Genomic DNA, 26,929 nt, shown 5'->3' on the forward strand with positions numbered 1-26,929 from the left:
TTGAAGGTTAATAGGAATTATATATGGTAGACAAGCTAAAAATAGATATTATTTCGGATGTTGTTTGTCCTTGGTGTATTATTGGTTATAAAAACTTAGCGCAAGCAATTGCTGAATTAGGTGTTCAAGATCAAGTTGAAATTGAATGGCAGCCATTTGAATTAAACCCTGATATGCCACCAGAAGGCGAACATTTAAGAGAACATTCAGCAAGAAAGTATGGCTCTACGCCAGAAAGTAGCGCTAAGTTTAGAGTTGAGATGGCTGAGCGCGGCAATGAGGTTGGCTTTCAATTTAACTTTTTTGAAGAAATGAGGATAGTGAATACACGTGATGCACATGTTATGTTGGAGTTTGCCAAAGATTACAATCTTCAAACCAAATTAAAGTTACGATTATTCGCCGCTTGTTTTACTGAACAGAAAAACATTTCAGACCGTGAAGTCCTTATCAAAGAAGTTTCAGCCGTCGGTTTAGATGCGAATGAAGCAAGTGTTAGACTTGAAAATAAAAATGCAATTAAAGAAGTTCAAGAAAAAGAAATTGAATGGCAACGTTTGGGTATATCATCAGTACCAACTGTAGTGCTTAACCGTAAAGTTGCGGCAGCAGGAGCGCAACCTGTAGAAGCATTTAAGCAATTTATTATGTCGGAATTGCAAGCTAGCTAAGCGAGTATTATGAATAATAAGTGAGTTTTGTAGTCAATATAAGCAATTAAGCATTGATTTCAAAACTGGCTTATCGTTAACTTATATCAGGGTGGGAGATATCATTTATTAAGAGCAATTAAGTTGCTGGTTTATTATCCATAAAAAAGTTTACGTTATTTAAGTCAATCATGTAGTCACGTTTAACCTGTTTATTGTTTGCTAGCTTGTCTAAGTCACCAATCAACGTAACTAATTTGTCATGAGAGTGATGACTTGTTCTTTCATAATCTTCAGGCTTTCCGGTGTAATCAACACGCTCAGTTTCCTTTTTATCATGACTAGTTTCATTCTTCTCTAGCCAAATATCGTTAATTTGGCGAATACTGCTCTCGTTTGTTATTCTTTCAACCAGTGCCGTTTCTAATTCATACTGATTTGTTTTTGGATTGAATTCGTATGTTTCTTTATCAATATCTACTTGGTGTTCTTGATCAAGACCTACTAATTCTTGCTTTTTAACAGCAGTATTAATGTTGTAACTTTCAGTTTTATCATAATTATCTGGACGGGTACCTTGATAATCAAAGTGAGCGTTAACTGTTTTACTTTGCGTTGTGCCGTTTAGTTCACCTGATTTATAGTGCTCGGTTACCTGACTTAATTCGACAGTACTTTTAGGATGTATAGGTCGAAGTCCTTCTGGCTCCGACGTAAATGAAAATTTAGCGTCAAAATCGGCTAGTTTAGAAATCCCCGTGCCTAATGTGTTATTAGTTTCTTCACCAAGGCCTTTATAACGAGAATCATTAGTCACCATGTTATCAACTAAATCGGCGACCATTTCTCTGCCATTAGTGAATTCGCGAGCGGCGACTGACTCGATATTACTATAGCGCTCGGCAGCTGATGACATGCTGGTAAAAGCGTCTTTAAATACAGCAAAACCTTGCTGCATACGTGCATCATTTTGCTTACCAAATGCAGAGTTTTCTTTGCTGTCATTACTATTAAAACGGCTATCTTCAAGGTTTTGGTCTAATGTGCTTAAGTATTGCTGCATTTGGTCTACGTCTTTACCACCAAAAATAGACATATCTAATGAAAAATCTATTTCGGTAACGCCAGCGTTTGACTTAAACGAAAGCGCTTGTGTATTGTGTTTTTCATCAAAATTATAACTTAGCTCAAAACTATTTTCTAAAGCGGCAATAGGTTGGTTTTCAGTAGTCGAAAAAGCAATGTCAAAGCCAGATAATTGCTCATTATTGAAATTAGCTAAAAAATCTAGGTTAAATTCAGCTTGGCCTGGAGGTACATATTTAGTGTATGAACTTTGCCCAAAAGAGTTTGCACTGACTTTAAAAAATTCATCAGCCATTTCGCCAACTTCTAACAATATTTGGTTGAGTGCTTGATGCTCAACCTCTGACAAATCTCCTTCAACTTCATAACTAATACCAAAACTATCAACCGCTTCACCTGTATCTTCGTCATAACCTTGAGCAGAGTTAAAGATTATATTAACAATATCGCCTTCTTTAGTTTTTACTGACAGTTCAAAACGATTGCTGTCGTCACCCTCATTTATTTCGCGATAGCTGCTTTCCATTAACGGGTCTAACATTCGTTCAACACGCTGTTCACTGGATGCTAAAAATGACTTTTGTTCATGACCTAGCTGCCCTAAACGCGATAAGATATCACTAGTATTTGCGTAAGCGCCGTGGATGTTTTTTACCGACTTATTCAAACGTTTCATTAACTCTTCGCTATTCTCGTTCTTATCCAATCCTTCCTGCTGGCTGGTTAATACAGTGCGCATCGCTAATTCTTCAGGGGAAATATCATAGTTAACAGTGACCGGTTGACTCGTTAACGTAAGGATAGAGGCAAATTCTTTTTTGAGTAATGTTTCAACTTTTTCTTGGTCAAATTGACTTAGCAGCTCTTGAGCTATTTCTGGTGCAATATTTTTAAGCTCATCGGTGAGAGTGTGAGCTATATCATTGATTGGTTGGGCAACAGATGTTACTAAGCTAGATGAGCTATTTAATACATTGTTAATCATGATTTTTTAATGCTAAGTTGATGTTAATTATGTATCGGCAATAGAATAAATACCTTAAGTTTTAAGGTGATTTTTTAATAAGTCGTTTGTTGTCCTGGATTTAATCGATAAACCGATAGTGTTTTATATTTACGACGCTATATAATAAATAGCAGCTAACTAACGAGTAATGCCTTTGCGGTAATCTAAAATGAGCAATATTGTATGCATGTACTAAATCTTGATATCCCCTTCGATTGTCGTTTTACTTGTTGGTTTTGTGGTGAAGGGTCTCACCAAACGATTGTGACTACATTAAAGACACGCCAAGCAGTCAATATGCCAATTTGTGATGAATGTAAATCTTACCGATGCCATAACGAATCAAGTGCACTTGTAATACTTGAAAAGCTTATTAAAGATAAAATAGTAAAACAAAGTGCTAAAGCGTTAGCGATAGGGGCTAATTGGACCGAAAAAGAGCTGCAAGAGTCTGAGCTAACTGGCAGTGCCTTCGATGGCTTTAAAAAGAGTGGTTGGAAAATGTTCTTGATTGCTCGAGAGCGTGTTAATTTTAGTGGTTGGGAATTATCTATTGATGGTGTTCCTATTGAAAATACAGTAGTGGATGAGAATTTTGTATTTGATGGCCTGACTTTTACAAGCTTTATTACTATGTTGGATTACTTAAGCACTACTTTTTCATTAAATAAAGACTTTTTAGAGCAAGTATTAACGCTTTATGGCGATGACCGTGCAATAGAGGCGGTAAAGTTTTGTCGATTAGTGCCTAACGAGTCAAAACCTGAACGTGAAAAAGCGCTTAATGATTTGATTGCTTCTTTTAAAGAAAAAGATGCAATGCGCTATTAATCGTGCAGTTATTCTAGTCGTGCAGTTATTCCTATAAAAGTAAATACCGGACATCGTTATTAAAGGGGGGAAACAGTATCACTGAATTAACTTGGCTTTTATTGCTAAATAAATACCTGAAAAGATAAAAAGAATACCGACAATATGAAAGCTATGAATTTTCTCGTTCAGAAAAATTGAAGAGAGTAACAATCCAAATAACGGCATTAAATGAATAAATAGCCCTGCTTTTACTGCGCCTATATCGGCAACACCTTTGTTCCAAAAAATATAAGCAAGGATAGAAGGGAAAATCGCCATGTAGAGCACCGCGTATGTGCTTTTATTTCCCCATACAATATGCTCAGCAAAGTAAAATTCTACCGCAGAAAAAGGCAGTAATATGAGTGAACCAATAAGCACTGTTACCCCAAAAAAAGTAAAACCATCAAGTTCAGCAGGGCGCCAGCGTAATAATAATGAATAAATAGCCCAGCACAGTACACCGGTTAATACATATAAATCACCAACATTAAATGACAATGAAAGTAGGTTAGATATTTGACCTTGAGTTATCAGCATTAAAACGCCAATTAACGAAATAGTAACTCCGATCCATTGCTGAAGAGAAACACGTTCTTTTAACCATACTGAAGATAATATTAGTATAAATATTGGGATAGCTGATTGTAGTATTGTGGCATTAGAGGCATTTGTACTAGTAAGACCGATATAAATAAAGGTATTGAAACAAGCAACGCTAAATATTGAAAATACCGTCAGCATTTTCCAATGAGTTAATATTACAGCTTTCTGCTTAATAAGCCTTGGTATTAAAAAAGGCAATAGAATCACCAATGCTAATGTCCAACGAAGCTCCGCCATAACAATAGGTGGCAATACTGAGTGCATTGCTCGTCCTATAACAAAATTTCCTGCCCAAAATAAAGTGGTCAGTATTAAAAGTAAGTAGGGCATTGCAGTCTCGTTCAGTTATGTCGAAGATAAAATAGAATATTTGATAGCTATCAGAATACAGTAATGATATTTATCAGTGTTGATATAAAATAGCACTAGTCGCTAGTTATTGAGATTATATCAACATTTGTGCCTTAGCTTCTTACTATTTAGTCACTATATAACAATAAATATGACTAGTTGTGAGGATTAATTAGCAATAATTAACCATTATGATCTTAATGTAAGCGATACTAAGACCACGCCATGATCGGTACTTTCGCCATCACGTTCAAAAATGGGATTAATTAAATGGCGATCGTAAGTTTCATGTGCACTAACTGCATAAAGACTGTCGTGATAATTAGCATCAAATTCACAAGATAATAAAATGTAATCAAGTACAGAGCTACTTGCGCCAAAATAATGTGTTGGGGGGCGCGTTTCTTCAGCTTTGTTAACAGTTTTTCCTTCATTGGCAAGCACAGCTTGATATAAATCCCAAGCATCATGTAAGCAATACTTAGCCAGATAGGCATCACGATCAATGGTTGAGACAAACCGTAAAGTGTTGGTGAGTATATGGCTTAGCACCCCATCGGCTAAGGTATTATTAAAATCACCCATTAATACCATTGGTTGATTCGTTTCTTCACGGCGCTGTATCATATCCATCATTAATAATGTTGCTTCACTGCCACGTTGCACTGTTGAGCCCCAGCTACCGGCTATTTGTGCTTTTAGACTTTCAATAATGGTCTGCTCAGGTGAGAAGTTATTATTGTGCTCATTCAGTTCAATCATTGAACGTTTAGACTTAAAATGCACAACATAACAATCACAATTGCCTAAATGAGGAATATCAATTGTTGCTCGTAATACTCTACGACTAAAAGAAAACTGATCGGTTAAGCCTAATTTTTGGGCAAACTCAATGTTAGGCTCTACCGAAAATACTTCAATAATAGGGTAACGAGAGGCAATAGCGACAACAGGACGCTGATAAATAAAATCATCAATTACTTGAGGTTGATCAACCACGGCAAAATATTGATACCCTTGACTCGCCACTAGCTCTTTTAATGAATTAGGGCTAAATACTTCTTGAAAGCCAATAATATCCGGTCGATATTCGTCTAAATATTCACTAATCCAACGTTGTTTTTTTTGCCATTGTTCAGCACTAAAAATACGTTCGAACTCATAAGCGGCATTCGGTGGTTCAAGGTAATTAAATAAATTGAATGTAGCGAATTTGAGCTTTGTATTGGCAAGTGAGCTTGTTAAGGATGGACTATCAAAGGGGATGTCTTGGCTACTTGCTTGATCTTGATGATTGATAAAATAACTCTACTAATTAATAAGGAAAAATTAAGTAAACAAGAGGCGGAATAATATTAAGCACAATATTAAATAATTATTCAAGTGAAAAGTAACTCAAGATTACCGAGGTGATTTTTCATATCATGGTCGTATTTTTTGTAAAAATCAATAAAAGTACTAAGCTCATTATTAACTAATAGGTTAGTTATATTTTTTATTCAAAAATAAATTTTTATTTCAATGATATATAAATACTGGAAAATTGTTAAAAGACAACTATGCTTTTAAAAAGCTAGTATTGATAAAGTCATTACTTCGTATATTCACTAGCCTACAATATTAATTATATCTGATAAATACTCCCACCAAGGTTATTTTTAAAATGACTTTTAATCTAGTGAGCAGATAACCTTGAATGGCATTACATGATTTTTAAAAATACTATCTGGACGAAAAATAAATTAAAGTCCAATGGTACAGAGAAAACTCAGCGTTTTTCTGTATCTATGAAACTGAATATCGTAAATTTTCTTATTATCATTTCAAGTTTAATAAGTATTATTGGTGCGTACGAAATTCAAATAGGCGGAAAAATGCATGAGTTAAACTACTTTCATCAAAAATATATTACCCAGTTAGTGAAAACTGTAAAATCATTTGAAGTTGACTCGGTATCTACCAATGATGTACTAAAAGATATAATGTTGGTGAGAGAGCAACCTATTAAATGTATAGAACTTATTGGCTCTTTTGAAATATTGATAATGAAGTTGATAGGGACTAAAAATATCCTGCAAGTGTGTCATGACGATCTTGCTGTTGCGGATAATCTTCTTCAGAAAGTGCAAGAATTCGACGCAGCGGTGTTTGATAAAAAAGCACTTACACATTTTCTTTATCAAGGAATTAATGAGTTTGAATACAGTGGAATGAGATTTGAACCTTTAGTGAGTAAAACCGTAAGGGTACTTTTCTTTATTGTTATTAGTATTTTGATTACCAAAGCTTTTATTGTGCCTTTAATTGGGTTAATTCTTTCAAATAGTGTTGCTCAAGATTATCAATTACTATTAATAACAAAGACTAATTTAGAAGAAGAAAAGCAACGTAATGCACTTATACAATCTGAACGAATTGAATCGTTAACCATTATGGTTGCCGGTATGGCCCATGAAATTAATACCCCAATTGGCATAAGTATTACCGCTAATTCGTATTTAGGGGATACCTTGAGTATGCTCAGGAAATCTTATGAAGATCAAGAGTTAACTAAGAGTAAATTTGATCATTTTATTGCGGAAATGGAAAAGAGTAATACGTTGGTGATGAATAATCTTTCACGAACAGCGAAGTTAGTGAAAAGCTTTAAAGAGGTATCTGTAGATCAGTTCGTAGATGAATTGCAAAATATTAAATTAAAGCCATACATTGAACAGATATTAGTGAGTTTAGTTCCTGTTACCCAAAGCGCTAATATTAAGTTTAAACTATGTTGTGATAATGACATACAAGCTAGTATTTATGGTGGGGTATTTAGTCAAATATTTACTAATCTTGTCACTAATGCAATTAATCATGCTTTCCAAGATAAAGAGGCCGGAATAATATCTATTTCTGTTAAAGAGTCTTCTGACAATGAAATACATTTTTCTTTTGAGGATGATGGCTGTGGTATTTCTGAAATAGATAAAATTCATATTTTTGACCCTTTTTTTACTACCAAAAGAGGTGAAGGTGGTACAGGTTTAGGACTTCATATACTGCATAATCTTGTGACTGATAAATTGCAAGGAAGAGTATTATGTACAAGTGAAATTGGTACTGGCACTCGATTTGATATTTACTTCCCTAAAATAATAAAAGTTACTGATTAGGCCATGTTTTATGATGTGAGTAAGTAATATCTATTCACACAAGCTAAAAAAGGTAAAGTTAGTAAAAGTTACGGTAAAGGTAGAGGGGTTAATCCTTTCATCTTACTATTTAAAAAATCGGGAATATCTACAGTTTCAATGGGTTTAGAAAAGTAGAAACCTTGAAGAAAGTGGACACCTAATTTAGTTAGTTCTTGTGCTTGTTCTTCGGTTTCAACACCTTCAGCAACAACTAAGAAATTTAATGAGGAAGCGATATCCATTACTGCTGAAATGATAGCATGGCCATTACCATTCAAGTTGTTTACAAATGATCGATCAATTTTAACTGTGTTTACCGCTAAATCTTGCATAACAGAAAGCGAAGAATATCCTGTGCCAAAGTCATCAATCGAGACTTTAATCCCGAGCGCTTGAAGACGTTTTATTTGATTCAAAATAGAGTTGGTATCTGCCGAAAAAACGGATTCGGTAATTTCTATATGCAACAATTCTGCTGGCAACTTACTCGTTGAAAGAGCATTTTCAACAATATTTATAAAGTTATCATCTTTAAACTGAATGACTGAAACATTAACTGAAATAGCTAGTTGTAGTTTTCTCTCCCATCGACTCGCTTCCATACAAGCGTGTTGAAGTACCCATGCACCTATTTCATGTATTAAACCATATTGCTCTGCAATCGGAATAAATTCATCCGGCGTGATATTCTCGCCTTTTACTTGCCAGCGTAAAAGCGCTTCAAAGGCAAAAATATGATGATTACTCGATAAAACTAAAGGTTGAAAAACCAAGCGTAGTTGTTGATTATCAATAGCCTTAGTAAGTTCATTTTTTAAATAAAGTTCGTGTGAATAAAGTTTTTCCATTTGTTCTGAAAATACACCGACAGTTGAACGAGCTTTTTTCTTTTGAAAGTACATCGCCATATCGGCTGATTGAATAAGATTATCTTCCGTTGTGGCATGATCCGGATATAGTGCGATACCTATAGTTGCTCCAACAGTTAAAATACTATTATCAATACAGTGGGGTGCTGAAAGCTCTTTTATTAACTGTAATGACTGCTTAATGGCACTTTCCTCTCCTGTATTAGGGAGGGCAATAAGAAACTCATCTCCACCCCAGCGGCAAACAAGAGCGTTATTAAGGTTTTCTTGTTTTAGGCGTCCGGAAGTTTCTCTTAAAATTTGGTCACCTGCTTTATGACCAATGGAATCATTGATATTTTTAAAGTTATCTAAATCAATAAATAATAGAGCAATATTTTTTTGGGGGTGTTCAGCTGACTTTTTAGAAGATTGCTCAATAATAGCTTTTAAATGACTTAAAAAAGCGGCTCGATTGTATAGTCCGGTCAGAGGGTCAAGATTAGAAAGTTCGTAAATTTTTTGTGTTCGTTGTTTAACTTTTTCTTCCATCTCTTGAATTAATGCCAAGTTTTCATTTTTTAACATTATAGTATTAAGTGTAAAATCAGCAGATTTTTTTGAGATGAGTATCATAACGATACAAAAGGAAAAACCAAGAATACCAAGTATTTTTAGAGCAAAAATATCGGATACTATCAACCCTAAAGAGCCAGGCGCGAGTAATATAAAGGAATAGAATAATGCTGTTTTTTTATGACCCGATAGAACCGTCGCAGAGCCACCAGCCATTGAACCAACAGCAATAATTGAAGTTGTTAATTCAATGCCGTTATTATATATCGTCATATAAACTAAATATATTGACCACATGATAGCGGTAGGGTTTACACCTAGAATAAAGCGATTAACGGCTTTTTGACCATCGAATTTAGTGTTATGTAATTTGGTTTTCCACCAAATTACATCCGCCATCCTAGCCGTGAGCAACAAACTCATGCCACACCACCAGATGAGCTGAAATGTGGAAGTGTCAGGATTATTAAAAGCAAATGCCAAAAAACTAGAGGTGATAGCGCTGATGGTTATACCTGCAACTGCATTGCCGTAGAGCAATGTTGCAGCATCACGTTGCATAGATTCGTTTAATTCTGGTGTAATGCTAGTCAAGAAGCACCTCTATATTTTTTAATACGTTGTTAATTTTATTTTTGAACGTAATTTATGTTAACTATTTAAGACCATGCTTCGTATATTCACCTTTTACTGTTAACTTAACAGTTATAGGAGAATTTGTGGTGTTTTTCCAATACCAGCCATGTGATCCCGCAAAAGGAGTGGTAAAACTTCCTTTCATATTATGGGCCGTTGCAATCGCATAGCTTTCAAAATAACCGCTAGTATCGCCTGTAGGCTCACCATGTAAATCAAAATATAATGGGGTGCCATCAGTAGTCCATTCATAATTAAGTTTTTGATATTGTTCCATCGTGAATTTGTATTCTATTCCTCGTCCTGCTGGCACTATTATTGTCATTGTTTCGCCTGCACGCTCTGACTTTTTAGTTGTTTTTGCATTTACGTCATTAAAAACAGTTAGCCCGAGTTTTTTTCCTATACCGGTAGGATCAATATTATATTCAGCAGGTAAAATTACGATAACCAATACAGCTATGGCAAATACTAGACTGTATACTGAGTACATAAATAGAGCACTTTTCGCTAATGATATTTTTTTTGGAGGTGTTTGTGACATTATTATCTCTTTAATAATTAAATTTTATTCGAATAGGGGATCAATGTAATAGAATTGGCGTTAGCTAATTAAATAACCAGTTAACTGAAAGCCTATCAACATAAATCCTGCGCTCATTAGTAAACTATTTGTGATCGTGGCAAATTGTAAAAAAATACTGTGTTTACGCCAAAAGTTTATGATTAAAATAATAGTGGCTAATGCAGTAAATTGCCCCAATTCAACTCCAACATTAAAGGCTATTAAATTACTGATTAATCCATTATCTGCTAATTGAAGCTCTTTTAACTTAGTTGCTAATCCAAAACCGTGAAAAAGACCAAAGATCAATATTGCTAGTTTGGTATTGGGAGACTTACCAAAGAAGTGATTAAAACCACCTAAATTATCAAAGCCTTTATAGACAACAGAAAAACCAATAATAGCATCGATTAAATAAGCATTAATTTGAATATCACTGAGCACACCAAACAATAAGGTTAAGCTATGCCCAAATGTAAACATACTGACATACAATAAAATATCACGACTTTTATATAAAAAAAACAGCACACCGACTAAAAATAATAAATGGTCGTATCCCGTTACCATATGCTTAGCACCAATATACAAAAATGGAATGATTTGTACGCCAGAATTTTGTTCTAAAAACCGTCGAGTATCATCATCAACACCATGAGCTATGGCGTTGGTTGGTAACCATATGGCAAGTATGACAATAAAACTTAACCAACCATATCGTTGTAACATATTGACCATTCAGGGTTTCCTTTGAAAACTTGTTTTAGTGGGTACTCCTGTATGATTGTTTAACGTATGATTTATTCATCGTTTGATAACATTAAAACTATAACGTTTGGTTATTCGGTTTAGATCGCTTTATTTATTTTGGCAACACGGATTGATGCCTTAATAATTTTAATTTCTTCTTTTGTTCTGCCTCGTCTACTACCTAATGTTTGTATTTTAGCTAAACTATCATCTAAACCTTTGACTACTTTACCAAAAATTGTATGTTTACCATCTAAAAAAGGAGTAGAAATAAAAGTAATGAAAAATTGACTACCATCAGTACCTGGACCAGAGTTAGCCATACTTAAAATACCTGGTTCACTATGACTCATCTCATTATCAAACTCTCCATCATATTTATAACCAGGGTTACCCGTTCCATTACCTAGCGGATCACCACCTTGTGCCATAAAGCCAGGAATGACACGGTGAAAAGTTAGATCATCATAAAAACCTAGCTTAGTTAAGTAAATGGTACTGGAAACATGCATAGGAGCTGTGTCTGGAAATAGTTTAATGGTGAGGTTACCTTGGTTTGTTTCTAGTTCCCAAAAATAATCTTTTTCAGGGGTAAAGGTAAGCAAAGGAGGCTTGTTTAGCTTAGTTTTCCAACTTGCGTCTGATTTATCTACAGCTTTGATAACTTCATTTATTTTTTTTATTGCCGGATCTGGGCCGCAACAAGCGGTTAACGTTAAAATTAAACAAAGACTGGCAATGATATTTTGTGTCATATTCATATAAAAATTCTTATTTCTGCTTGTTGAAGGTAGTTAAATCGTCTAAGCGTTCATTATCACCTTAATTTATAATTTTATCTATTGTGATTTTAACGTGAATATTAAGAAGTAAGTATAGTGAGGTGATAGAAAATTTAATTTTTATTAATGAATTATTGGACAAAAGGCTGAAATATTATAACCTATATCTTTAAAATATAGCTTGAAACTGGATTTCTATGAAACTGATTACATTAGCAGCTATCGCTGCTATCACATTGACCACATCCGCTTTTGGTAATGATAGTATTATCCCTGTATCAAAAGAGATTAAAGATATTACTGTTAACCTGCGTGATAAAGCCATAAAAGATGATAGTGCTTATGAAATATTAAAGTCACTTACCACTGAAGTAGGGGCTCGTCATCCTGGAACACCAGGTGAAAAGGCAGGGATTGAATGGGGAGTTAATAAACTAAAAACTTTAGGGTTTGATAAAGTTTATACCGAAGATGTGAAAATGAATGGCTGGCTTCGTGGCACTGAAACGGCGGAAATTTTACTACCTTCTTATCAAAAAATGGTTATAACAACACTTGGCCGTTCAAAATCAACACCTAAAGGTGGATTAGAAGCTGAGATTGTACATTTTAAAAGCTATGCTGATCTTGAAAAAGCAACCGATGGTAGTTTAAAAGGTAAAATAGCTTTTATCAGCAAACGTATGGAGAAGTTTAAAGACGGAGCTGGTTACGGTCCAGCGGTTATTGCTCGCTCTAAAGGTCATGAACTTGCAGCCCAAAAAGGTGCTGAAGCTTTATTAATTCGCTCTATCGGTACCGATGATCATCGTAATCCACATACCGGCTCTACTAACGTAGCTATGGGGTATACCGCAGTACCGGCTATTGCTTTATCAAACCCAGATGCTGATCAATTAATACGTTTACTTGATTATGGCCACACCCCTAAAATTCGCTTAAATGTTCAAACTCAGGATCTTGGTCCTATTGTGACTAAAAATGTTATCGGTGAAATTACGGGGCGCGAATTTCCTGATGAAGTTGTCGTTATTGGTGGTCATCTTGATAGCTGGGACTTAGGTACTGGTGCTGTTGATGATGGCGCTGGTGTTGCTATTGCTATGGCGACAGCTGCTTTGATAAAAAATAATACTAAGGAACGTCCTCGTCGCACTATTCGTGTCATACTTTGGGGTGCAGAAGAGCTTGGATTAATTGGCGCGCGTGCTTATGCCAAAGCTAGACAAGAAGATGGCACTATTGTTAACCATGTGATTGGCTCTGAATCTGATTTTGGTGCTGGTCCTATCTATGGACTTCAGTCGTCTAGTAATGTTTCTGATAACGCATTACATGTAATTGATACCATGGCTAGTTTAATGGGGACTTTAGGTGTTAGTCGTCGTAGTGGCGATACCACTGGTGGTCCAGATATGATTCCATTGTCTAAGCTCGGTGTTCCAGCATTAAAATTAATGCAAGATGGTACTGATTATTTTGATTTACATCACACACCTGATGATACTTTTGATAAAGTGAATCCTGAGCATATGCGTCAAAATGTAGCGGCATGGACTGTGTTTACTTATATCGCTGCTGAATGGCCAGGATCTTTTAAGTAAATATTTTATAAGTTGATTTTTATAGGTTAACTCTCATAAGTTAGCTTTCATAAATTAAGAAGAGAAATCCTCGTTATTGCTAGCGGGGATTTTTTTTGTAGTTAAGCAAGGTAATAGTTATTAATGCTTGTTAATCAAAGCCAATTAAAAGATAAATATAACGATAAAGGTTATTTTGTTATTCGAAATTACTTTAGTGATATTGAAATTTCGCAATTAAGAGAAACCATTTTAACGTTTCATGAATTATGGAAAAAAGACAACGAAACATTCTATCAAGAAGAGGCGTTTAACTCTTCGTTAATTACCGGTAGTCAATATTTATCATTTGACGATAGGGTATTACTGTTTAACTTTATTAGCTCACCTAAAGTTATGGCGATGGTGGAATCGTTGATCCCTATTAGTCCTGCCTTTATGAATACTCAATTATTTTTCAATCCGGTCAATCCAGCACAAAAAGACTTTTGGCATAGAGATTGTCAATATGATCATGATATTGAAGGGCAAAAGCAAGCTATCAAAAATACCCAAGTAGTACACCTTAGAGTGCCTTTGTTTGATGAATTAGGCATTGAGCTTGTTCCTGAAACGCATAGACGGTGGGATAATGATGAAGAGTTTAATGTTCGACAAGAAGAGCAAGGGAAAGTCAGTAGCGATGAACTTTCATTAGGTAAAAAAATTAAATTAGCCGCTGGCGATTTATTAGTGTTTTCTGCCGATATGATACATCGTGGTCTATATGGTATGGATAGGTTAGCCTTAGATATTCTCGTATTTGATCCTGATAGCGACTTTGCGGATTATGTTGATGAAGATTGTTTACCTGATCCGGCCATGATGGAAAAGATTAATGATGCTAGGATCTTTCAGACGACTATCGATTTAAAGTCGCAGTTATTAGTAAAATAGAGCTACTAATAATTTAAATAACTGTTATCAAAGCCATTAGTAGGTGGGGCCTTACCTAATAGGGCTAATAGCCGTTACTTCAGTATTAGCCAACTATTATTATGAAGTGGTTTATTATTAAACAAAACCTTAGCTAAAGGTCTTATTGTTTAGCTAGTTTGCTTTTGTTAGAGTCCGCCGCTTAATTCCAAATTGAAAATGAACGGTAATTATTTCCTCGTTCCTTTTCGTTCAGTTCTATATTCAAATACACAAAGAGAAACGTACTTTATGATCATCTTTTTTATCTGTCTTACTATTCTAATATTGGGCTACAAGTTTTATAGTCCTTTTGTAGAAAAGCAAGCTGGCTTGGACTCAACCATTGATACACCACAAAAACGCTTTAGTGAAGGTGTTGACTATGTTGCTATTCATCCGGTACGTGCTTTTTTAATTCAATTTCTAAATATCGCTGGAGTTGGCCCCATTTTTGGTCCAATACTCGGGGCTTTATATGGTCCTGTTGCCTTAGTATGGATTGTCTTAGGTAATGTATTAGGTGGGGCGGTACACGATTTTTTCTCAGGCGTTATGAGTATAAAAGAAGATGGTAAAAGTTTACCTGAGATAGCCGGAAAATATTATAACGTGGTGTTTAAAGGCTTTATGCTGTTATTTACTGCCATGTTACTATTTTTTGTTGGCGTAGTCTTTATTATGAGCCCGGCAGGTTTACTGAGTAATTTAGATTTTTTTGAGGGCACTATTTTAGCCAATAATACTTTTTGGGTATTAACTATTTTAGCGTATTACTTTTTTGCAACCTTATTACCTATTGATAAAATAATTACTAAATTTTATCCATTTTTTGGATTATTAATGATTGTAATGACAACATGTGTTGCTATCGCATTATTAATTAACGCGCCGCACTTACCGGTAGCTGGTGACTTTTTAGCATACTTTGAAGCTGATCATGCTCATGACTTTTTAGAGCCAAATCCGGATGGTTTACCTACTTGGCCATTGCTGTTTATTACCATTACTTGCGGTGCTATTAGTGGCTTTCATTCTACTCAAGCGCCAATTATTGCTCGCTGTTTGACGAACGAAAAGCACGTTCGTCCAGTTTATTATGGTGCAATGGTATGTGAAGGTATAGTTGGTTGTGTATGGGCTTTAGCCGGTATTGCTGCATTTCCAGAAGGTTATGCAGGTTTAAAAGTATTGCTTGATCAAGGTGGTCCTGGTTTAGTGGTTAACCATGTAGCAAACAGTTATCTTGGTGTATTTGGCGGTATTATGGCAATAGTTGCTGTAGCTGTTTTCCCTATTACTTCTGGTGATACGGCATTCCGTTCATTACGTTTAACGGTTGTTGATGCTTTTAATATTCCACAAAGTTTACGTAACAGATTATTGCTTGCTGTGCCTATTTTAACAATTGCCTACTTTATGACTAAGCTAGACTTTTCGCTTATTTGGCGTTATTTTGCCTTCTCAAATATGCTGCTTTCTACCAGTGTTTTGTGGCTTGCAACCAAATATTTATTCGACCGTGGCACATTCCATTGGATTGCTAGTATACCAGCAGTAATCGCAACAGCAGTGACCTTGTCGTATATTATGACAGCGTCAATAGGTTTCAACATATCAAGTGATTTTGGTAAGCCAATTGGGGCTGTTACCGCTATTATTGTTTTAATTGGACTTGCTATAGTGCATGCAACTAAGTTTAAAAAAAGAGTTGAAGTTTAGTTAGCCTAAAATTTAACTTTAGCCCTAACTTAGCTTAGCACTGAGATTAGCTTAGCAATAAAATACTAAAGCCGTTGTAGTTGTATCGTCAATTACAGCGGTTTTTTTATATCCTATTATTTATCACCTATCATCCATCATTTGGCTGTATTAAATATGACGGAAACGTTAAAAACAGTTGTGCTTTTATCAACACATAGTTGCCAGTTTAAATGCTCACAAATACGTTCAATAATGACAAGACCATAACCAAAACCTGGTTCAATATCCGAAGCATCATATAAATTTGATAGCGTTAGTTTATTAGCTGTAAGCTTAACGTTGATACTTGTCATCTGATCTGCAGTTTTAACGTTATTATTAGCTTTAACGTCATTATCAATGTTAGAAATATTTTCTGTTACTGGACTGAGTGAGTAATTAAGTGCATTTTTAAATAAATTATTGATCACCACTTGCACCATATCTAGTGGTGCAAATATATGTATATCGTTTTCAATTTCAATGCCTAACGTTAATTCTCGTCGAAGAAGTTGTACCTGTAACTGTTCTATTTTTTGCTGAAGTAATTGATCAAGTGAAATATCTTCAAAGTGATGTTTGTCTATTTGTTCTTTTCCCAACAGTAGAAAGGTATTTGTTAATAAACTAATGTCGTTGCTTGCTTGAATAATACGTTGTGTAGCTTTGGTGGCTAATTGATTATTAAATTCAATGCTTGTTAGCATTTCGCCAGATCCTTTCAACACCATAAGTGGTGTTCTTATTTCATGTGCCGCAAAGTGGCTAAATTCTTGTTCACGTTTAAAAAATTGAGCAATGCGTACCTTACTATCTAATAGTGCTTGTTCAATAATCGCTATTTCTTGATAATCAGCATCAACGTCAAACAGCGGGTTAGCGGGTGCCATTTGGGCTATTTTTTGTTGAACCTTAACGAGGGGAACTGCGATTAGCCTCACCAAGTAAAAACCTAAAGCTATCATTACAGCAAGTAATGCGGTACCAAATATGAGTGAAAATATAAGTAGTTTAGTTTCATATTCATCTAAATAATCATCAGCATTGTCTTTAAATACAATATAAAATAAGTCTTTCCCGTTAGGGTGCTCTCTCACTAAAAAGTGCTTATCTTCCGGTCCTAAATGATGTTCATAAAACCCAGGGTGTTGATACGAGGTTAGCCATTCTGGAAGATTTTCGACCTTGTCATAAAAATCAAATTCATATTGATTAGGTAACACGGGCATATTCGGCGTAGAGTTATTAGGGAGGGCATGAAGAGATTTAACACTTTGAATATAAACGTTAGCTTCGGCATCCAACCAATGCTGTAAACTAATTATTTCCATTTGATCTTCAGCCACAATAATAATTAGGCTAAATAATGCAATAAAAAGGGCGGCTGTTGCGCTGTAAATTAAAATTAAGCGATTAAATAATTTAGGCTTAGTTGACAAGTTTAAATCCTTGACCGTGTAAGGTTTCTACACTGTTGGTATTGATGCCTTTATTAAGAACTTTGCGTAATGCATAGATGTGACTGCGAAGCGCATCGCTTGGTGGCTCTTCATCTCCCCATATTTGTTCAATCATTTGTTGCCTAGATACAACCGTTGGAAATTTTTGCATTAATAAACGCATCATTTGATGCTGTATTTTACTCAGTTTAATTGGTTCATTATTTCTATAGAGTGAATTTGTTTGTAAATTATAATATAAATCGCCTACCGTTAATGCTTGCTTATTGCCACTTTGTCCACGTTTTCCAAGTGAGTCAATACGAAGCAAAAGCTCTTCTAAGGCAAATGGCTTAACTAAGTAATCATCGCCCCCGACATTAAATGCCTTTCTTTTATCTTCTAAACTATCTCTGGCTGTTAAAAAGAGAATAGGGGTATTAATTAAATACTCATTTCGTAAACGTTCAACAGTCGCTATACCGTTTAACTTTGGCATCATGATGTCCATAATAATAACATCAAATGATTGTGTTTTTATTTGACTGATTGCCGCTACACCGTTGTATGCGCAATCAACAATATGACCATGCAAATCTAAGTAGTCAACAATGGTTTCCATTATCGCTATGTCGTCTTCTACAATCAGTATTTTCATTCATATCTCAAAATTAAAAATAATCGGTACACTTCAAGCATCATTCTACGCTTGAAGTGTACTCGTATTGATTAGGGATTAGTAATTTCAATCACATCTACGTCTATTTCGGGTGATTGTAAGAAATCTTTTTCTACTTCACCTAATATTGTAATGAGCGTGTTTTCATCAAATTGCTGTTTAGGAAACACATGATTGTCTATTTCTACACGTATTTGTTTATCACCGCTTTTAAAAATGTATTTATCACTACTGACTTTTTTTATTAAGTAACCGGTTAACTTTACATCTTGATCATCAACAGGGTCTTCTAAAATAGAAGCAATATCAGTATTTACATGTAGGTTATAACCAAAACTTTCAGCAAATACAGGTTTTAACGTTGTTAAGAATAAAAGGCCTAAGGGGATTAACATTATTACTTTTTTCATGTGATCTTTCCTAATGATAGTATTAAGTTAAAAGGTATAGCTTGCACTAAGCATTAACGAGGCATTACCTACTAAGCTTGATCTCGCATATTGAGCTTTAGCTGTTATGTCAATATTTTTATAGACTTGATACTGAAGGCCTATCGCTGCAAGACCACCAATACTGGTATCACTTTGTTGAACATTAATGTGATTAATGTCAGGTCCATTTTCAACGTCAATTTTATAACTCGCATTAAAGTCTGCATCATGATGTAAAATACCAACAGCACCAACTAATTTTAAATTATCGTTAAGAGGATATAAATAGGTTGCTGCTATTGATATTTGCGTATAGTCAGCATCAGCTTCCCATTCTTCTTCCTGTGTATAATCAATGACTGTTTCAAGCTCTGTACTTTGTTCAAATGCTGTAAAAGCAAGCTCTACTCCCCAATTGTTATCAAACTTATATCCAGCAAATATATGAAAGTCGCTGCTTGTACCTTCTTTTTGTAAATTGAGTGTTACGTTATTCACCGACGTAGATTTCATCGCATTATCTTGAATGCTTGGGTTATTCGTTTGAATACCTGCACCAATGTAAGTATTAGCTAAGGTAGTAAGTGGCGTACATAAGGCAAGTAGGTATAGGTAAGTTTTTTTCATGGTTGTTTCTTATCGTGTTTAAAAGATAGAGTAATTACACCATAGAGAATGTGAAGAAAATGTGAGGAGAAAATAATTTTTTATTTTTATATTAATATTTGTTCTTATATTAATACTCGTTTTATTCAGTTATTACTTACTTGAACTAATTAAAATGTTTTACAGCGTGGTGCTCTTAATACTAATAGCCCGCTATTGCTCAACTGAGCGACTTGCCTTGATTTATTCATTGCCGTATTGTTAGCTCATAAACTTAATGAAAAAGCGAAGAATGTAAGGTAATACTTACTATAAGCTTTGCTTGTTACTCAAATAAGGATTGTCTTTTATCCTCAAAAGCGTATAATACGCGAGCTTTTCTGTCGCCTATAGACAGGAAGTGTCTGGAAAATCCGTTTTAACACTAAAATATAAGAGGGCGATATGGTTACCATTCGTTTAGCTCGTGGTGGCGCTAAAAAGCGTCCATTCTATCAGGTTGTTGTTGCAGATAGCCGTAACTCTCGCGATGGTCGTTTCATCGAGAAAGTTGGTTTCTTCAACCCAACAGCACAAGGTCAAGCTGAAAAATTACGCTTAGACCTAGACCGTATCAACCATTGGGTTGGTCAAGGTGCTGGTTTATCTGATCGTGTGGCTAAGTTAGTTAAAGATGCTCAAGTAGCAGCTTAATAGCAAACTTAGTAGGCAATAGTAGAAATTAGTGAGTTGTTATGAGTACACAAGATCAAATTACCTTAGGTAAAGTAGGCGCTGTTTACGGTATCAAAGGTTGGTTGAGAATTCATTCATTCACAGATGAAAGCGATGCCATACTTGACTATTTTCCTTGGTCATTAAAATTAGGAAATAATACGCGAACAGTAGATATTACTGATTGGCGCAAGCACAACAAAGGCTTAGTCGTAAAAGTTGCTGGTATTGATGACAGAGATGATGCGCAAGCATTGGTCGGTTCTGAGATATTAATCAATGAGAGTTCATTGCCAGAATTATCGCAAGGTGATTATTACTGGCGTGACTTAATCGGCATGTCTGTTGTTACTACTCAAGGTTACGATCTTGGTGTGGTATCTGACATGTTGGAAACTGGCGCTAATGATGTACTGGTTGTGAAAGCGAACCTTAACGATGGCTTTAGTAAAAAAGAGCGGTTAATCCCTTATCTTTTTGAACAAGTAGTTGAATCGGTAAGCATTGAAAATAAACAAATTTGTGTTGACTGGGACCCAGGTTTCTAGCTTGTGACTAGTGTTGATTCTTCATTGAAGAAAAGCAAAATGTGGATAGGGGTGATAAGCCTTTTTCCCGAAATGTTTGACGCTATCACTGAGTATGGGGTGACAGGCCGAGCGATACGTGGTGGGTTAATTGAGTTTCATAAATGGAACCCAAGAGACTTTACCCATGATCGACATCGTACCGTTGATGATCGTCCTTATGGCGGTGGTCCAGGTATGTTGATGATGGTACAACCACTACGTGATGCTATTAATTTTGCGCGTAAAGCAGCAGAAGAAAATGGTAGAAAAGCGAAGGTTATTTATTTGTCGCCGCAGGGACGAAAACTGGACCAAGCAGGTGTAAGTGAATTAGCACAAGATGACTGCCTGATATTTATAGCAGGTCGTTATGAAGGCATAGACGAGCGATTATTAGCGTCAGATATTGACGAAGAATGGTCGGTTGGCGATTACATTTTAAGTGGTGGGGAACTGCCTGCGATGAATGTAATTGATGCTGTAGCACGATTAGTGCCTGGTGTATTGGGACATAAAGAATCAGCAGAGCAGGACTCCTTCTCTAACGGTTTATTAGATTGTCCTCATTATACTAGGCCAGAAGTACTGACTACCGCTTCGGGGGATGAAATGTCAGTACCAAAAGTTTTGTTAAGTGGTAATCATGAACACATACGCTTATGGCGCCAAGAACAGTCTCTATTGAGAACATGGACCAGAAGACCAGAATTATTAACTAACCTAGCTCTGACAGATGAGCAGGATAAAATGTTAGTTTCTATTAAGAAACGCATAAGTTCCACTTAGACTGTGCATACTAGGAAGAAGGTATTATGAGTAAAATTATTGAAATGCTCGAACAAGAGCAATTAAAAAAAGACCTACCAGATTACGCTCCAGGCGATACTGTTGTAGTTCAAGTAAAAGTTACTGAAGGTGATAAATCACGTCTTCAAGCATTTGAAGGTGTTGTTATTGCTGTTAAAAACCGTGGCTTACATTCTGCGTTCACTGTTCGTAAAATCTCGAACGGTGTTGGTGTAGAGCGTGTATTCCAGACACATAGCCCAATTGTTGATTCAATTGAAGTGAAACGTCGCGGTGACGTTCGTCAAGCGAAACTTTACTATCTTCGTGAACGTTCAGGTAAATCTGCACGTATCAAAGAGAAATTGGCTAAGAAGTAACTTTTTAAAAGTTAAGCTTCAAGCTACTTTCCTTGTAAAGAAAGTTGATGAAAAAAGGGTGAATATTAAATTATTCACCCTTTTTTTATTGTAAATTATCAATAGACACTTATATATTTGATAAAGCCTTTCAGAGTCATTTTTATACCAGTTTCATTAATTAAGTGAACAACTAGTTATTAAATAAATAACGATGTAGTTGGTGATTTTAACAAGTAGAAATGATCACATAGTTAGTGAGGTTGGTATTATCTGTTTTTAAATCGGCTTTATAAAAATCACGTATTGTTAACAGTATTATGAAGTAATCTTTATTGCTAATTAATTAGAGCTCTATCAAGCTGCTTAATATTTGATCGTTTTATTTCACTATATATGTCAATATGGTGATTCATTTACTAGGAAAATAACAATGAAAAAATTAGTGCTAACTTTTATCGTTTCACTTGTTGTATTGATGGGGTGTCAATACAACAAGGATTTAAAAAGTATGGAGCAGGTCACTATGTCAGCTATTGCGCTTACTTCTACAAATTGGACGTTAGGGGAGCTTAATGGCGTGAAAGAAAATATAGCGCAAAATGAAATGCCAGTAAAAAGTATGACTCTGCATATTAACGATAATAGTGTAACTGGTTTTGCTGGGTGTAATCGTTTTTTTGGACGCTTTGTTGCTGAAGATTTGGTTAATGGGCTTGGTAAACTAAAATTTAATAACATAGCCTCAACAAAAATGGCTTGCATGAATGTTGAAATAAATGAACAAACCTACTTTAATGTTTTAAATGATACTGTTTTTTATCAACTTGATGATAACTCATTAATATTGCTTAATGAGGCGTTAACCGTATTAGCTGTATTTGAAAATAAAAAATAAAAAATATATATCATGTTTAATTTTTTGTTGACGTAAATATAAAAGAGGGAGTTTTATGAAAAAATTGTCAAAAATAATAAGTGCTTGTATTGCTGTTTTATTGAGTTTTAATTTATTCGCCACAAGTTTACAAGTTGGTGAGCAAGCGCCAAATTTTAGATTACAAGCTACTACAGGGGGATACTTTCAACTCAGCGATTATCAAGGTAAACAAGCGGTGGTTTTAGCTTGGTACCCAATGGCGAATACTCGTGGGTGTACAATTGAATGTAAATCTTTAGTAGAACAAGGCCATCTCATTAGAGAATACGATGTGCGCTATGTTATGGCTAGTGTTGATCCATTAAATGATAATTTAGACTTTGCTAAGAAAACTTCGGCAGACTTCCCTATGTTAAGCGATCCAACAAAAGCAACGGCTAAAGCGTATGATGTACTTAATGTTTTTAAAGTAGCAAGCCGAGTGACCTTCTATATATCTAAAGAAGGAAAAATATTAAAAATAGATGAAAATGTTAAGCCTGCTACTGCTGCAGAAGATATTGCTAAGTCTTTAAAAGCGCTAAATGTTACGTTACTACCTTCAGATTAAAAATATTTTACTGTTTTTTGAACACTAGTAGACGATTATTCGCTGGCATCGTATGATCGTCTACTAAGTTAAGGCCTGCTGAGCTGGCTAACGCTAATATTGCTTCAATATCTCTTATACCACTATTTTTATCTCTTTCTTTTAACCATAAATCAAAGTTAGCATTACTTTCGCTAGTAAACTTTCCTTGGTAATTAAATGGACCATAGATACAAACATTAGCGCCAGATTTTAAATTATTAGCAATACCTTCAAAAAACTTAACGACAAGTGCCCAGCTTATTATATGTAATGTATTTGCTGTGTAAATTGCATCTATAGTTGTATCACTTATTGGCCAATTTTCATTTAAATCAATCACGATAGGCTTTAATACATTCGTTAATGCTGCTTCATCTAACCATGAGTGAATACCTGGATGATTAACAGGTAAGTCACTGGTTTGCCAGGTTAAATGTGGTAGATGCTGTCCAAAGTAAGTAGCATGTTGTCCAGTACCAGAGCCAATCTCTAAAACATGCGTATTATTTGAAAGTACATTTGTTAAAATAGCTAAAATAGGCTGTTTATTGTTTTCGGATGCTTGTGAAAAAGGTTTATTCATTGTATTTTTAACTCATTAATTTGATTTTCTAAAGGGTAGCATCTGCTGACATTGCTTTTGGTAAGTTAGCATATGCGATCGCTCTTGTTGACAAAAGTTTTTAATTATCTCTTTAAAAGCAGGATGTTTTATCCAGTGATAAGAGTATGTTAACACTGGCTCGAAGCCTCTTTGTATTTTGTGCTCGCCTTGCGTGCCCGGATTGAACATTTGTAGGTTATGTTTAAGACAAAACTCGATACCTTGGTAGTAACAGAGCTCAAAATGCAAATTATTAACTTGTTTAGTGCAGCCCCAATACCTTCCATATAATTGATAATCATCATAAAAGAATAACGCACAAGCAATATCTTCTTGTTCATGGCTAGCAATAACTAGTAACACATTATCGGATTTTTTAGATATTACTTGCTTAAAAAACTCAATGTTTAAGTGAGGCTGGTGGCCACGCTTTAAATAAGTAAGTTGATAAGTTAAATAAAAAAAATCGAGATCTTTTGATGTAATTTCATTTTTTTTTAGTAAACGTATATCAATACCTTGCTCAATAATAGACAACCTTTCTTTACGTGTATTCTTTCTTTTACGTGAAGAGAATGTATTGATAAAATCATCAAAAGTCTTGTAATCTCGGTTAAACCAATGAAATTGTACCGTATTACGTTGGTAAACATCGTCTGGTAATTCTGTTGTTACTTTATCGCAGTATAAAATGTGCCAGCTATTAATGTCTTCTTCGTGGCAATGCTCTATTAATGGCGTAAAGAAATCGCTTATTTGGTGAGTTGAAGTAAGTAACTTATCGCTAGTAACAGGGGTAAAAGGAATTGTCGCTACCAGTTTAGGATAGTAATCTAGGTTATAACGTTTAAAAGCTTCAGCCCAATCCCAATCAAAAACGTATTCACCCCAAGAGTGGTTTTTTAAATACATTGGCATAATAGCAGCTAGATCATTGCTCGTTGTTGAAACTAAATGATGAGGCTGCCAACCTTGTGTGCTATTAACACATTGACTTTCTTCAAGTGCATTAAAAAAATCATAATCAAGAAAAGGGCAAGATGAACTATTTAATTTTTGCCAATGTTCTGGGCTGATTTTATTTATATTATTAATAAAGTTTATTTTCATCTTACCATTGTACAGCTGACTAATTTTTAGTTGCTAGTTATTTATATAACTATTTTGTGAATGAATATGTATTTATTGTCATTTTTAGTATAAGTAAATTGAAAAAAGTATAAATTATTGCAGTAATATCAGTTGTTTAAAGTATATTATGTGCATCTTAGGTTTTCTTTACGAATATTGCTTGAGACTAACCTTTATAATTATTGAATAATCCCTTTTATATTGCTTTGGCAATACATAATCTTCAGCTATTTACTTTATCTCTTTCACTACCTTTTTTTATTGGTTTTCTATTGACGATATATTTACATTCATGAAGTCTCTTATATGGCCTTTATTATTAGTTTAGATAGATATTTAAAGAAGTGTATATTAATAAAGCTTACACTTCTTTTATTTTTATTATTGTTTTTATGTTTAATTATGGGTAAAGTGTAAGCAAATGAAATACAATAATGAAGGTTAGAACAGTTAATGAAAGATTTAAAACGTCGTGATTTTCTCAAAACTGCAGCACAATCTGTTGCTATTTTAGGCTCTACTGCAGTTATTTCTGCCTGTGCGGCAGACGCGAGTCAATTATCATCACCAAAAGCACAAGGTAAATCTGTAATAGGTTTAGTTACGCCTAAAATGGATGTTGTTCGAGTTGGTTTTATTGGTATTGGTCAACGAGGTGCTGGCCACGTTAAACATTATTGTCATTTAGATGGTGTTGAAATTAAAGCTATCTGTGATACCGATCCTGTTGTCATTGGTCCTTCTGTTGATTATGTAACTCAACAAGGTTTTAAAGCACCTGATGTTTATACTGGATCTAAGTATAGCTACCGCGAACTACTTGCTCGAAATGATATTGATATTGTTATTATTTCAACACCATGGGAATGGCACACACCTATGTCTGTTGAAACGATGGAAAGCGGTAAGCATGCTTTTGTTGAAGTACCTGCAGCAACCAGTTTAGAAGAATGTTGGCAATTAGTTAATACCGCCGAGCGTACACAAAAAAACTGTATGATGATGGAAAATGTTAACTATGGCCGAGAAGAGCTGATGGTCTTGAACATGGTTCGCCAAGGTGTTTTTGGCGATTTACTCCATGGTGAAGCAGCCTATATTCACGATCTACGTTGGCAAATGAAAGAAATAGATCGCAAAACAGGATCTTGGCGTACACTTTGGCATACAACTCATAATGGTAATTTGTACCCAACACACGGTTTAGGTCCTGTATCTCAATATATGAATATTAATCGTGGTGATAGGTTTGATTATGTTACTTCTGTTAGCTCTCCTGCACTTGGTCGTGCTGCTTATGCCCAACGAGAATTTCCAAAAGATCATGCGCGTAATAAATTAAATTTTATTGCTGGGGACATGAACACCAGCATCATAAAAACAGTAAAAGGCCGTACTATCATGGTACAGCACGATACAACAAGTCCTCGTCCTTATACACGTCATAATTTGATTCAAGGTACCAATGGTACTTTTGGTGGTTTCCCTGATCGTATTGCCTTAGAAAAACCGCCTGAAGCTATTGCTGCTATTTATGAAAAAGAATATCAAGACAATTTAGCCAAATGGAAAGCTGGAGGTAAAAAAGGCGAAGAGCCGACTAAAGCAAGCTTCCATCATTGGGATAAAGATATGAGTAAATGGTATGAGTCATATGAGCACCCTCTATATGTTCGTATGGGAGCGGAAGCTAAACGAAATGGTGGTCATGGAGGTATGGATTTCTTAATGATGTATCGTATTGTTTATTGTTTACGTAATGGTGAGCCTTTAGATCAAGATGTGTATGACGCAGCGGCATGGTCATCTATTTTTCCACAAAGCATGGCTTCTGTTGCCGATCGTAGCAACAGTAAAGATATACCTGATTTTACTCGTGGTATGTGGAAAGTAGCTAAACCGTTAGGTATTGTCAGCTAAATTATGACCTAATAGA

The 26,929-nt window shown here is 35.1% G+C and carries 26 protein-coding genes; 13 read left to right on the plus strand and 13 right to left on the minus strand.

The window, feature by feature from the left end; all coding sequences use genetic code 11:
* Positions 1-23: 23 nt before the first annotated feature.
* Positions 24-671: a DsbA family oxidoreductase gene (locus tag Q4496_RS06145; RefSeq protein ID WP_303610078.1), complete on the plus strand. Its 648-nt coding sequence runs from the start codon at positions 24-26 to the stop codon at positions 669-671.
* 118 nt (positions 672-789) lie between these two features.
* On the opposite strand, the gene Q4496_RS06150 is transcribed toward Q4496_RS06145, so the two are convergent.
* Positions 790-2,721: a hypothetical protein gene (locus Q4496_RS06150; RefSeq protein WP_303610079.1), complete on the minus strand. Its 1,932-nt coding sequence runs from the start codon at positions 2,719-2,721 to the stop codon at positions 790-792.
* A 204-nt stretch (positions 2,722-2,925) separates the two neighbouring features.
* Between Q4496_RS06150 and Q4496_RS06155 the strand changes: the two genes are divergently transcribed.
* Positions 2,926-3,573, plus strand: coding sequence for a hypothetical protein (locus Q4496_RS06155; protein WP_215974354.1), 648 nt, complete (start codon positions 2,926-2,928; stop codon positions 3,571-3,573).
* 78 nt (positions 3,574-3,651) lie between these two features.
* Here Q4496_RS06155 and Q4496_RS06160 read toward each other — a convergent pair whose 3' ends face one another.
* Entirely contained in the window at positions 3,652-4,530 is an 879-nt protein-coding gene (locus Q4496_RS06160) for a DMT family transporter (protein ID WP_215974353.1), read from the minus strand.
* 210 nt (positions 4,531-4,740) lie between these two features.
* Entirely contained in the window at positions 4,741-5,817 is a 1,077-nt protein-coding gene (locus Q4496_RS06165; RefSeq protein WP_215974455.1) for an endonuclease/exonuclease/phosphatase family protein, read from the minus strand.
* Positions 5,818-6,257: 440 nt separating this feature from the next.
* On the opposite strand from Q4496_RS06165, the gene Q4496_RS06170 reads away from it, so the two are divergent.
* Positions 6,258-7,706: a sensor histidine kinase gene (locus Q4496_RS06170; RefSeq protein ID WP_303610080.1), complete on the plus strand. Its 1,449-nt coding sequence runs from the start codon at positions 6,258-6,260 to the stop codon at positions 7,704-7,706.
* A 68-nt stretch (positions 7,707-7,774) separates the two neighbouring features.
* Here the strand turns inward: Q4496_RS06170 and Q4496_RS06175 are convergent, their stop codons facing one another.
* The 4 genes from Q4496_RS06175 to Q4496_RS06190 form a co-directional block, all read right to left on the minus strand.
* Positions 7,775-9,745: a bifunctional diguanylate cyclase/phosphodiesterase gene (locus Q4496_RS06175; RefSeq protein WP_303610081.1), complete on the minus strand. Its 1,971-nt coding sequence runs from the start codon at positions 9,743-9,745 to the stop codon at positions 7,775-7,777.
* 61 nt (positions 9,746-9,806) lie between these two features.
* Positions 9,807-10,331, minus strand: coding sequence for a hypothetical protein (locus Q4496_RS06180; RefSeq protein ID WP_303610082.1), 525 nt, complete (start codon positions 10,329-10,331; stop codon positions 9,807-9,809).
* Positions 10,332-10,391: 60 nt separating this feature from the next.
* Positions 10,392-11,081, minus strand: a complete 690-nt coding sequence (locus Q4496_RS06185; RefSeq protein WP_252727685.1) for a HupE/UreJ family protein — start codon at positions 11,079-11,081, stop codon at positions 10,392-10,394.
* 119 nt (positions 11,082-11,200) lie between these two features.
* Complete coding sequence (locus tag Q4496_RS06190; protein WP_303610083.1) at positions 11,201-11,863, minus strand: peptidylprolyl isomerase; 663 nt, start codon at positions 11,861-11,863, stop codon at positions 11,201-11,203.
* A 218-nt stretch (positions 11,864-12,081) separates the two neighbouring features.
* Here Q4496_RS06190 and Q4496_RS06195 point away from each other — a divergent pair, with 218 nt between their 5' ends.
* The 3 genes from Q4496_RS06195 to Q4496_RS06205 all read left to right on the plus strand — a co-directional run bounded on the left by Q4496_RS06195 (position 12,082) and on the right by Q4496_RS06205 (position 16,143).
* Entirely contained in the window at positions 12,082-13,488 is a 1,407-nt protein-coding gene (locus Q4496_RS06195) for a M20/M25/M40 family metallo-hydrolase (protein WP_303610084.1), read from the plus strand.
* Positions 13,489-13,611: 123 nt separating this feature from the next.
* A complete protein-coding gene (locus tag Q4496_RS06200) occupies positions 13,612-14,403 on the plus strand; it encodes a phytanoyl-CoA dioxygenase family protein (protein WP_215974348.1) in 792 nt (263 codons plus the stop codon).
* Positions 14,404-14,673: 270 nt separating this feature from the next.
* Entirely contained in the window at positions 14,674-16,143 is a 1,470-nt protein-coding gene (locus tag Q4496_RS06205; protein WP_215974347.1) for a carbon starvation protein A, read from the plus strand.
* A gap of 137 nt (positions 16,144-16,280) precedes the next feature.
* Here Q4496_RS06205 and Q4496_RS06210 read toward each other — a convergent pair whose 3' ends face one another.
* From Q4496_RS06210 to Q4496_RS06225, 4 genes are all read right to left on the minus strand, one after another.
* A complete protein-coding gene (locus Q4496_RS06210) occupies positions 16,281-17,603 on the minus strand; it encodes a HAMP domain-containing sensor histidine kinase (RefSeq protein WP_215974346.1) in 1,323 nt (440 codons plus the stop codon).
* Positions 17,593-18,261: a response regulator transcription factor gene (locus Q4496_RS06215; RefSeq protein WP_215974345.1), complete on the minus strand. Its 669-nt coding sequence runs from the start codon at positions 18,259-18,261 to the stop codon at positions 17,593-17,595. The genes Q4496_RS06210 and Q4496_RS06215 overlap by 11 nt, the downstream gene beginning before the upstream one ends.
* Positions 18,262-18,332: 71 nt before the next feature.
* Entirely contained in the window at positions 18,333-18,692 is a 360-nt protein-coding gene (locus Q4496_RS06220) for a YgiW/YdeI family stress tolerance OB fold protein (protein WP_303610085.1), read from the minus strand.
* A 27-nt stretch (positions 18,693-18,719) separates the two neighbouring features.
* Positions 18,720-19,340, minus strand: coding sequence for an AcfA family outer membrane beta-barrel protein (locus Q4496_RS06225; protein WP_159819046.1), 621 nt, complete (start codon positions 19,338-19,340; stop codon positions 18,720-18,722).
* 423 nt (positions 19,341-19,763) lie between these two features.
* Here Q4496_RS06225 and rpsP point away from each other — a divergent pair, with 423 nt between their 5' ends.
* From rpsP to Q4496_RS06255, 6 genes are all read left to right on the plus strand, one after another.
* Positions 19,764-20,012, plus strand: coding sequence for a 30S ribosomal protein S16 (gene rpsP, locus Q4496_RS06230; RefSeq protein WP_076420269.1), 249 nt, complete (start codon positions 19,764-19,766; stop codon positions 20,010-20,012).
* A gap of 41 nt (positions 20,013-20,053) precedes the next feature.
* Entirely contained in the window at positions 20,054-20,581 is a 528-nt protein-coding gene (rimM, locus tag Q4496_RS06235) for a ribosome maturation factor RimM (RefSeq protein ID WP_215974343.1), read from the plus strand.
* A gap of 39 nt (positions 20,582-20,620) precedes the next feature.
* Entirely contained in the window at positions 20,621-21,388 is a 768-nt protein-coding gene (gene trmD / locus Q4496_RS06240; protein WP_215974452.1) for a tRNA (guanosine(37)-N1)-methyltransferase TrmD, read from the plus strand.
* Between the two features lie 26 nt (positions 21,389-21,414).
* On the plus strand, positions 21,415-21,768 hold the full coding sequence (rplS, locus tag Q4496_RS06245) for a 50S ribosomal protein L19 (protein WP_215974342.1): 354 nt from the start codon (positions 21,415-21,417) through the stop codon (positions 21,766-21,768).
* A 412-nt stretch (positions 21,769-22,180) separates the two neighbouring features.
* Positions 22,181-22,645: an META domain-containing protein gene (locus Q4496_RS06250; protein WP_303610086.1), complete on the plus strand. Its 465-nt coding sequence runs from the start codon at positions 22,181-22,183 to the stop codon at positions 22,643-22,645.
* Positions 22,646-22,700: 55 nt separating this feature from the next.
* On the plus strand, positions 22,701-23,237 hold the full coding sequence (locus Q4496_RS06255; RefSeq protein ID WP_215974340.1) for a redoxin domain-containing protein: 537 nt from the start codon (positions 22,701-22,703) through the stop codon (positions 23,235-23,237).
* A 7-nt stretch (positions 23,238-23,244) separates the two neighbouring features.
* Here Q4496_RS06255 and Q4496_RS06260 read toward each other — a convergent pair whose 3' ends face one another.
* Together Q4496_RS06260 and Q4496_RS06265 are read right to left on the minus strand one after the other, a co-directional pair.
* The gene (locus Q4496_RS06260) at positions 23,245-23,841 is read right to left on the minus strand and encodes a DUF938 domain-containing protein (RefSeq protein WP_215974339.1); all 597 of its coding nucleotides are present in this window, start codon (positions 23,839-23,841) and stop codon (positions 23,245-23,247) included.
* 15 nt (positions 23,842-23,856) lie between these two features.
* Positions 23,857-24,972 (minus strand): GNAT family N-acetyltransferase, encoded by a 1,116-nt coding sequence (locus tag Q4496_RS06265; RefSeq protein WP_303610087.1) that lies wholly within the window; start codon positions 24,970-24,972, stop codon positions 23,857-23,859.
* A 474-nt stretch (positions 24,973-25,446) separates the two neighbouring features.
* Here Q4496_RS06265 and Q4496_RS06270 point away from each other — a divergent pair, with 474 nt between their 5' ends.
* Positions 25,447-26,913, plus strand: coding sequence for a Gfo/Idh/MocA family protein (locus Q4496_RS06270; RefSeq protein ID WP_215974337.1), 1,467 nt, complete (start codon positions 25,447-25,449; stop codon positions 26,911-26,913).
* Positions 26,914-26,929: the final 16 nt, after the last annotated feature.

It is taken from the genome of Colwellia sp. 5_MG-2023 (genome assembly GCF_030547795.1).
Taxonomy (GTDB): Bacteria; Pseudomonadota; Gammaproteobacteria; order Enterobacterales; family Alteromonadaceae; genus Colwellia.

Excerpts from the sequence above, each read along its gene's own strand:
- Q4496_RS06145 (WP_303610078.1), top strand. The coding sequence starts at position 24 with ATGGTAGACAAGCTAAAAATAGATATTATTTCGGATGTTGTTTGTCCT.
- Q4496_RS06150 (WP_303610079.1), bottom strand. The coding sequence starts at position 2,721 with ATGATTAACAATGTATTAAATAGCTCATCTAGCTTAGTAACATCTGTT.
- Q4496_RS06155 (WP_215974354.1), top strand. The coding sequence starts at position 2,926 with ATGCATGTACTAAATCTTGATATCCCCTTCGATTGTCGTTTTACTTGT.
- Q4496_RS06160 (WP_215974353.1), bottom strand. The coding sequence starts at position 4,530 with ATGCCCTACTTACTTTTAATACTGACCACTTTATTTTGGGCAGGAAAT.
- Q4496_RS06170 (WP_303610080.1), top strand. The coding sequence starts at position 6,258 with ATGATTTTTAAAAATACTATCTGGACGAAAAATAAATTAAAGTCCAAT.
- Q4496_RS06180 (WP_303610082.1), bottom strand. The coding sequence starts at position 10,331 with ATGTCACAAACACCTCCAAAAAAAATATCATTAGCGAAAAGTGCTCTA.
- Q4496_RS06185 (WP_252727685.1), bottom strand. The coding sequence starts at position 11,081 with ATGTTACAACGATATGGTTGGTTAAGTTTTATTGTCATACTTGCCATA.
- Q4496_RS06190 (WP_303610083.1), bottom strand. The coding sequence starts at position 11,863 with ATGAATATGACACAAAATATCATTGCCAGTCTTTGTTTAATTTTAACG.
- Q4496_RS06195 (WP_303610084.1), top strand. The coding sequence starts at position 12,082 with ATGAAACTGATTACATTAGCAGCTATCGCTGCTATCACATTGACCACA.
- Q4496_RS06200 (WP_215974348.1), top strand. The coding sequence starts at position 13,612 with ATGCTTGTTAATCAAAGCCAATTAAAAGATAAATATAACGATAAAGGT.
- Q4496_RS06205 (WP_215974347.1), top strand. The coding sequence starts at position 14,674 with ATGATCATCTTTTTTATCTGTCTTACTATTCTAATATTGGGCTACAAG.
- Q4496_RS06215 (WP_215974345.1), bottom strand. The coding sequence starts at position 18,261 with ATGAAAATACTGATTGTAGAAGACGACATAGCGATAATGGAAACCATT.
- Q4496_RS06220 (WP_303610085.1), bottom strand. The coding sequence starts at position 18,692 with ATGAAAAAAGTAATAATGTTAATCCCCTTAGGCCTTTTATTCTTAACA.
- Q4496_RS06225 (WP_159819046.1), bottom strand. The coding sequence starts at position 19,340 with ATGAAAAAAACTTACCTATACCTACTTGCCTTATGTACGCCACTTACT.
- rpsP (WP_076420269.1), top strand. The coding sequence starts at position 19,764 with ATGGTTACCATTCGTTTAGCTCGTGGTGGCGCTAAAAAGCGTCCATTC.
- rimM (WP_215974343.1), top strand. The coding sequence starts at position 20,054 with ATGAGTACACAAGATCAAATTACCTTAGGTAAAGTAGGCGCTGTTTAC.
- trmD (WP_215974452.1), top strand. The coding sequence starts at position 20,621 with ATGTGGATAGGGGTGATAAGCCTTTTTCCCGAAATGTTTGACGCTATC.
- rplS (WP_215974342.1), top strand. The coding sequence starts at position 21,415 with ATGAGTAAAATTATTGAAATGCTCGAACAAGAGCAATTAAAAAAAGAC.
- Q4496_RS06250 (WP_303610086.1), top strand. The coding sequence starts at position 22,181 with ATGAAAAAATTAGTGCTAACTTTTATCGTTTCACTTGTTGTATTGATG.
- Q4496_RS06255 (WP_215974340.1), top strand. The coding sequence starts at position 22,701 with ATGAAAAAATTGTCAAAAATAATAAGTGCTTGTATTGCTGTTTTATTG.
- Q4496_RS06260 (WP_215974339.1), bottom strand. The coding sequence starts at position 23,841 with ATGAATAAACCTTTTTCACAAGCATCCGAAAACAATAAACAGCCTATT.
- Q4496_RS06265 (WP_303610087.1), bottom strand. The coding sequence starts at position 24,972 with ATGAAAATAAACTTTATTAATAATATAAATAAAATCAGCCCAGAACAT.
- Q4496_RS06270 (WP_215974337.1), top strand. The coding sequence starts at position 25,447 with ATGAAAGATTTAAAACGTCGTGATTTTCTCAAAACTGCAGCACAATCT.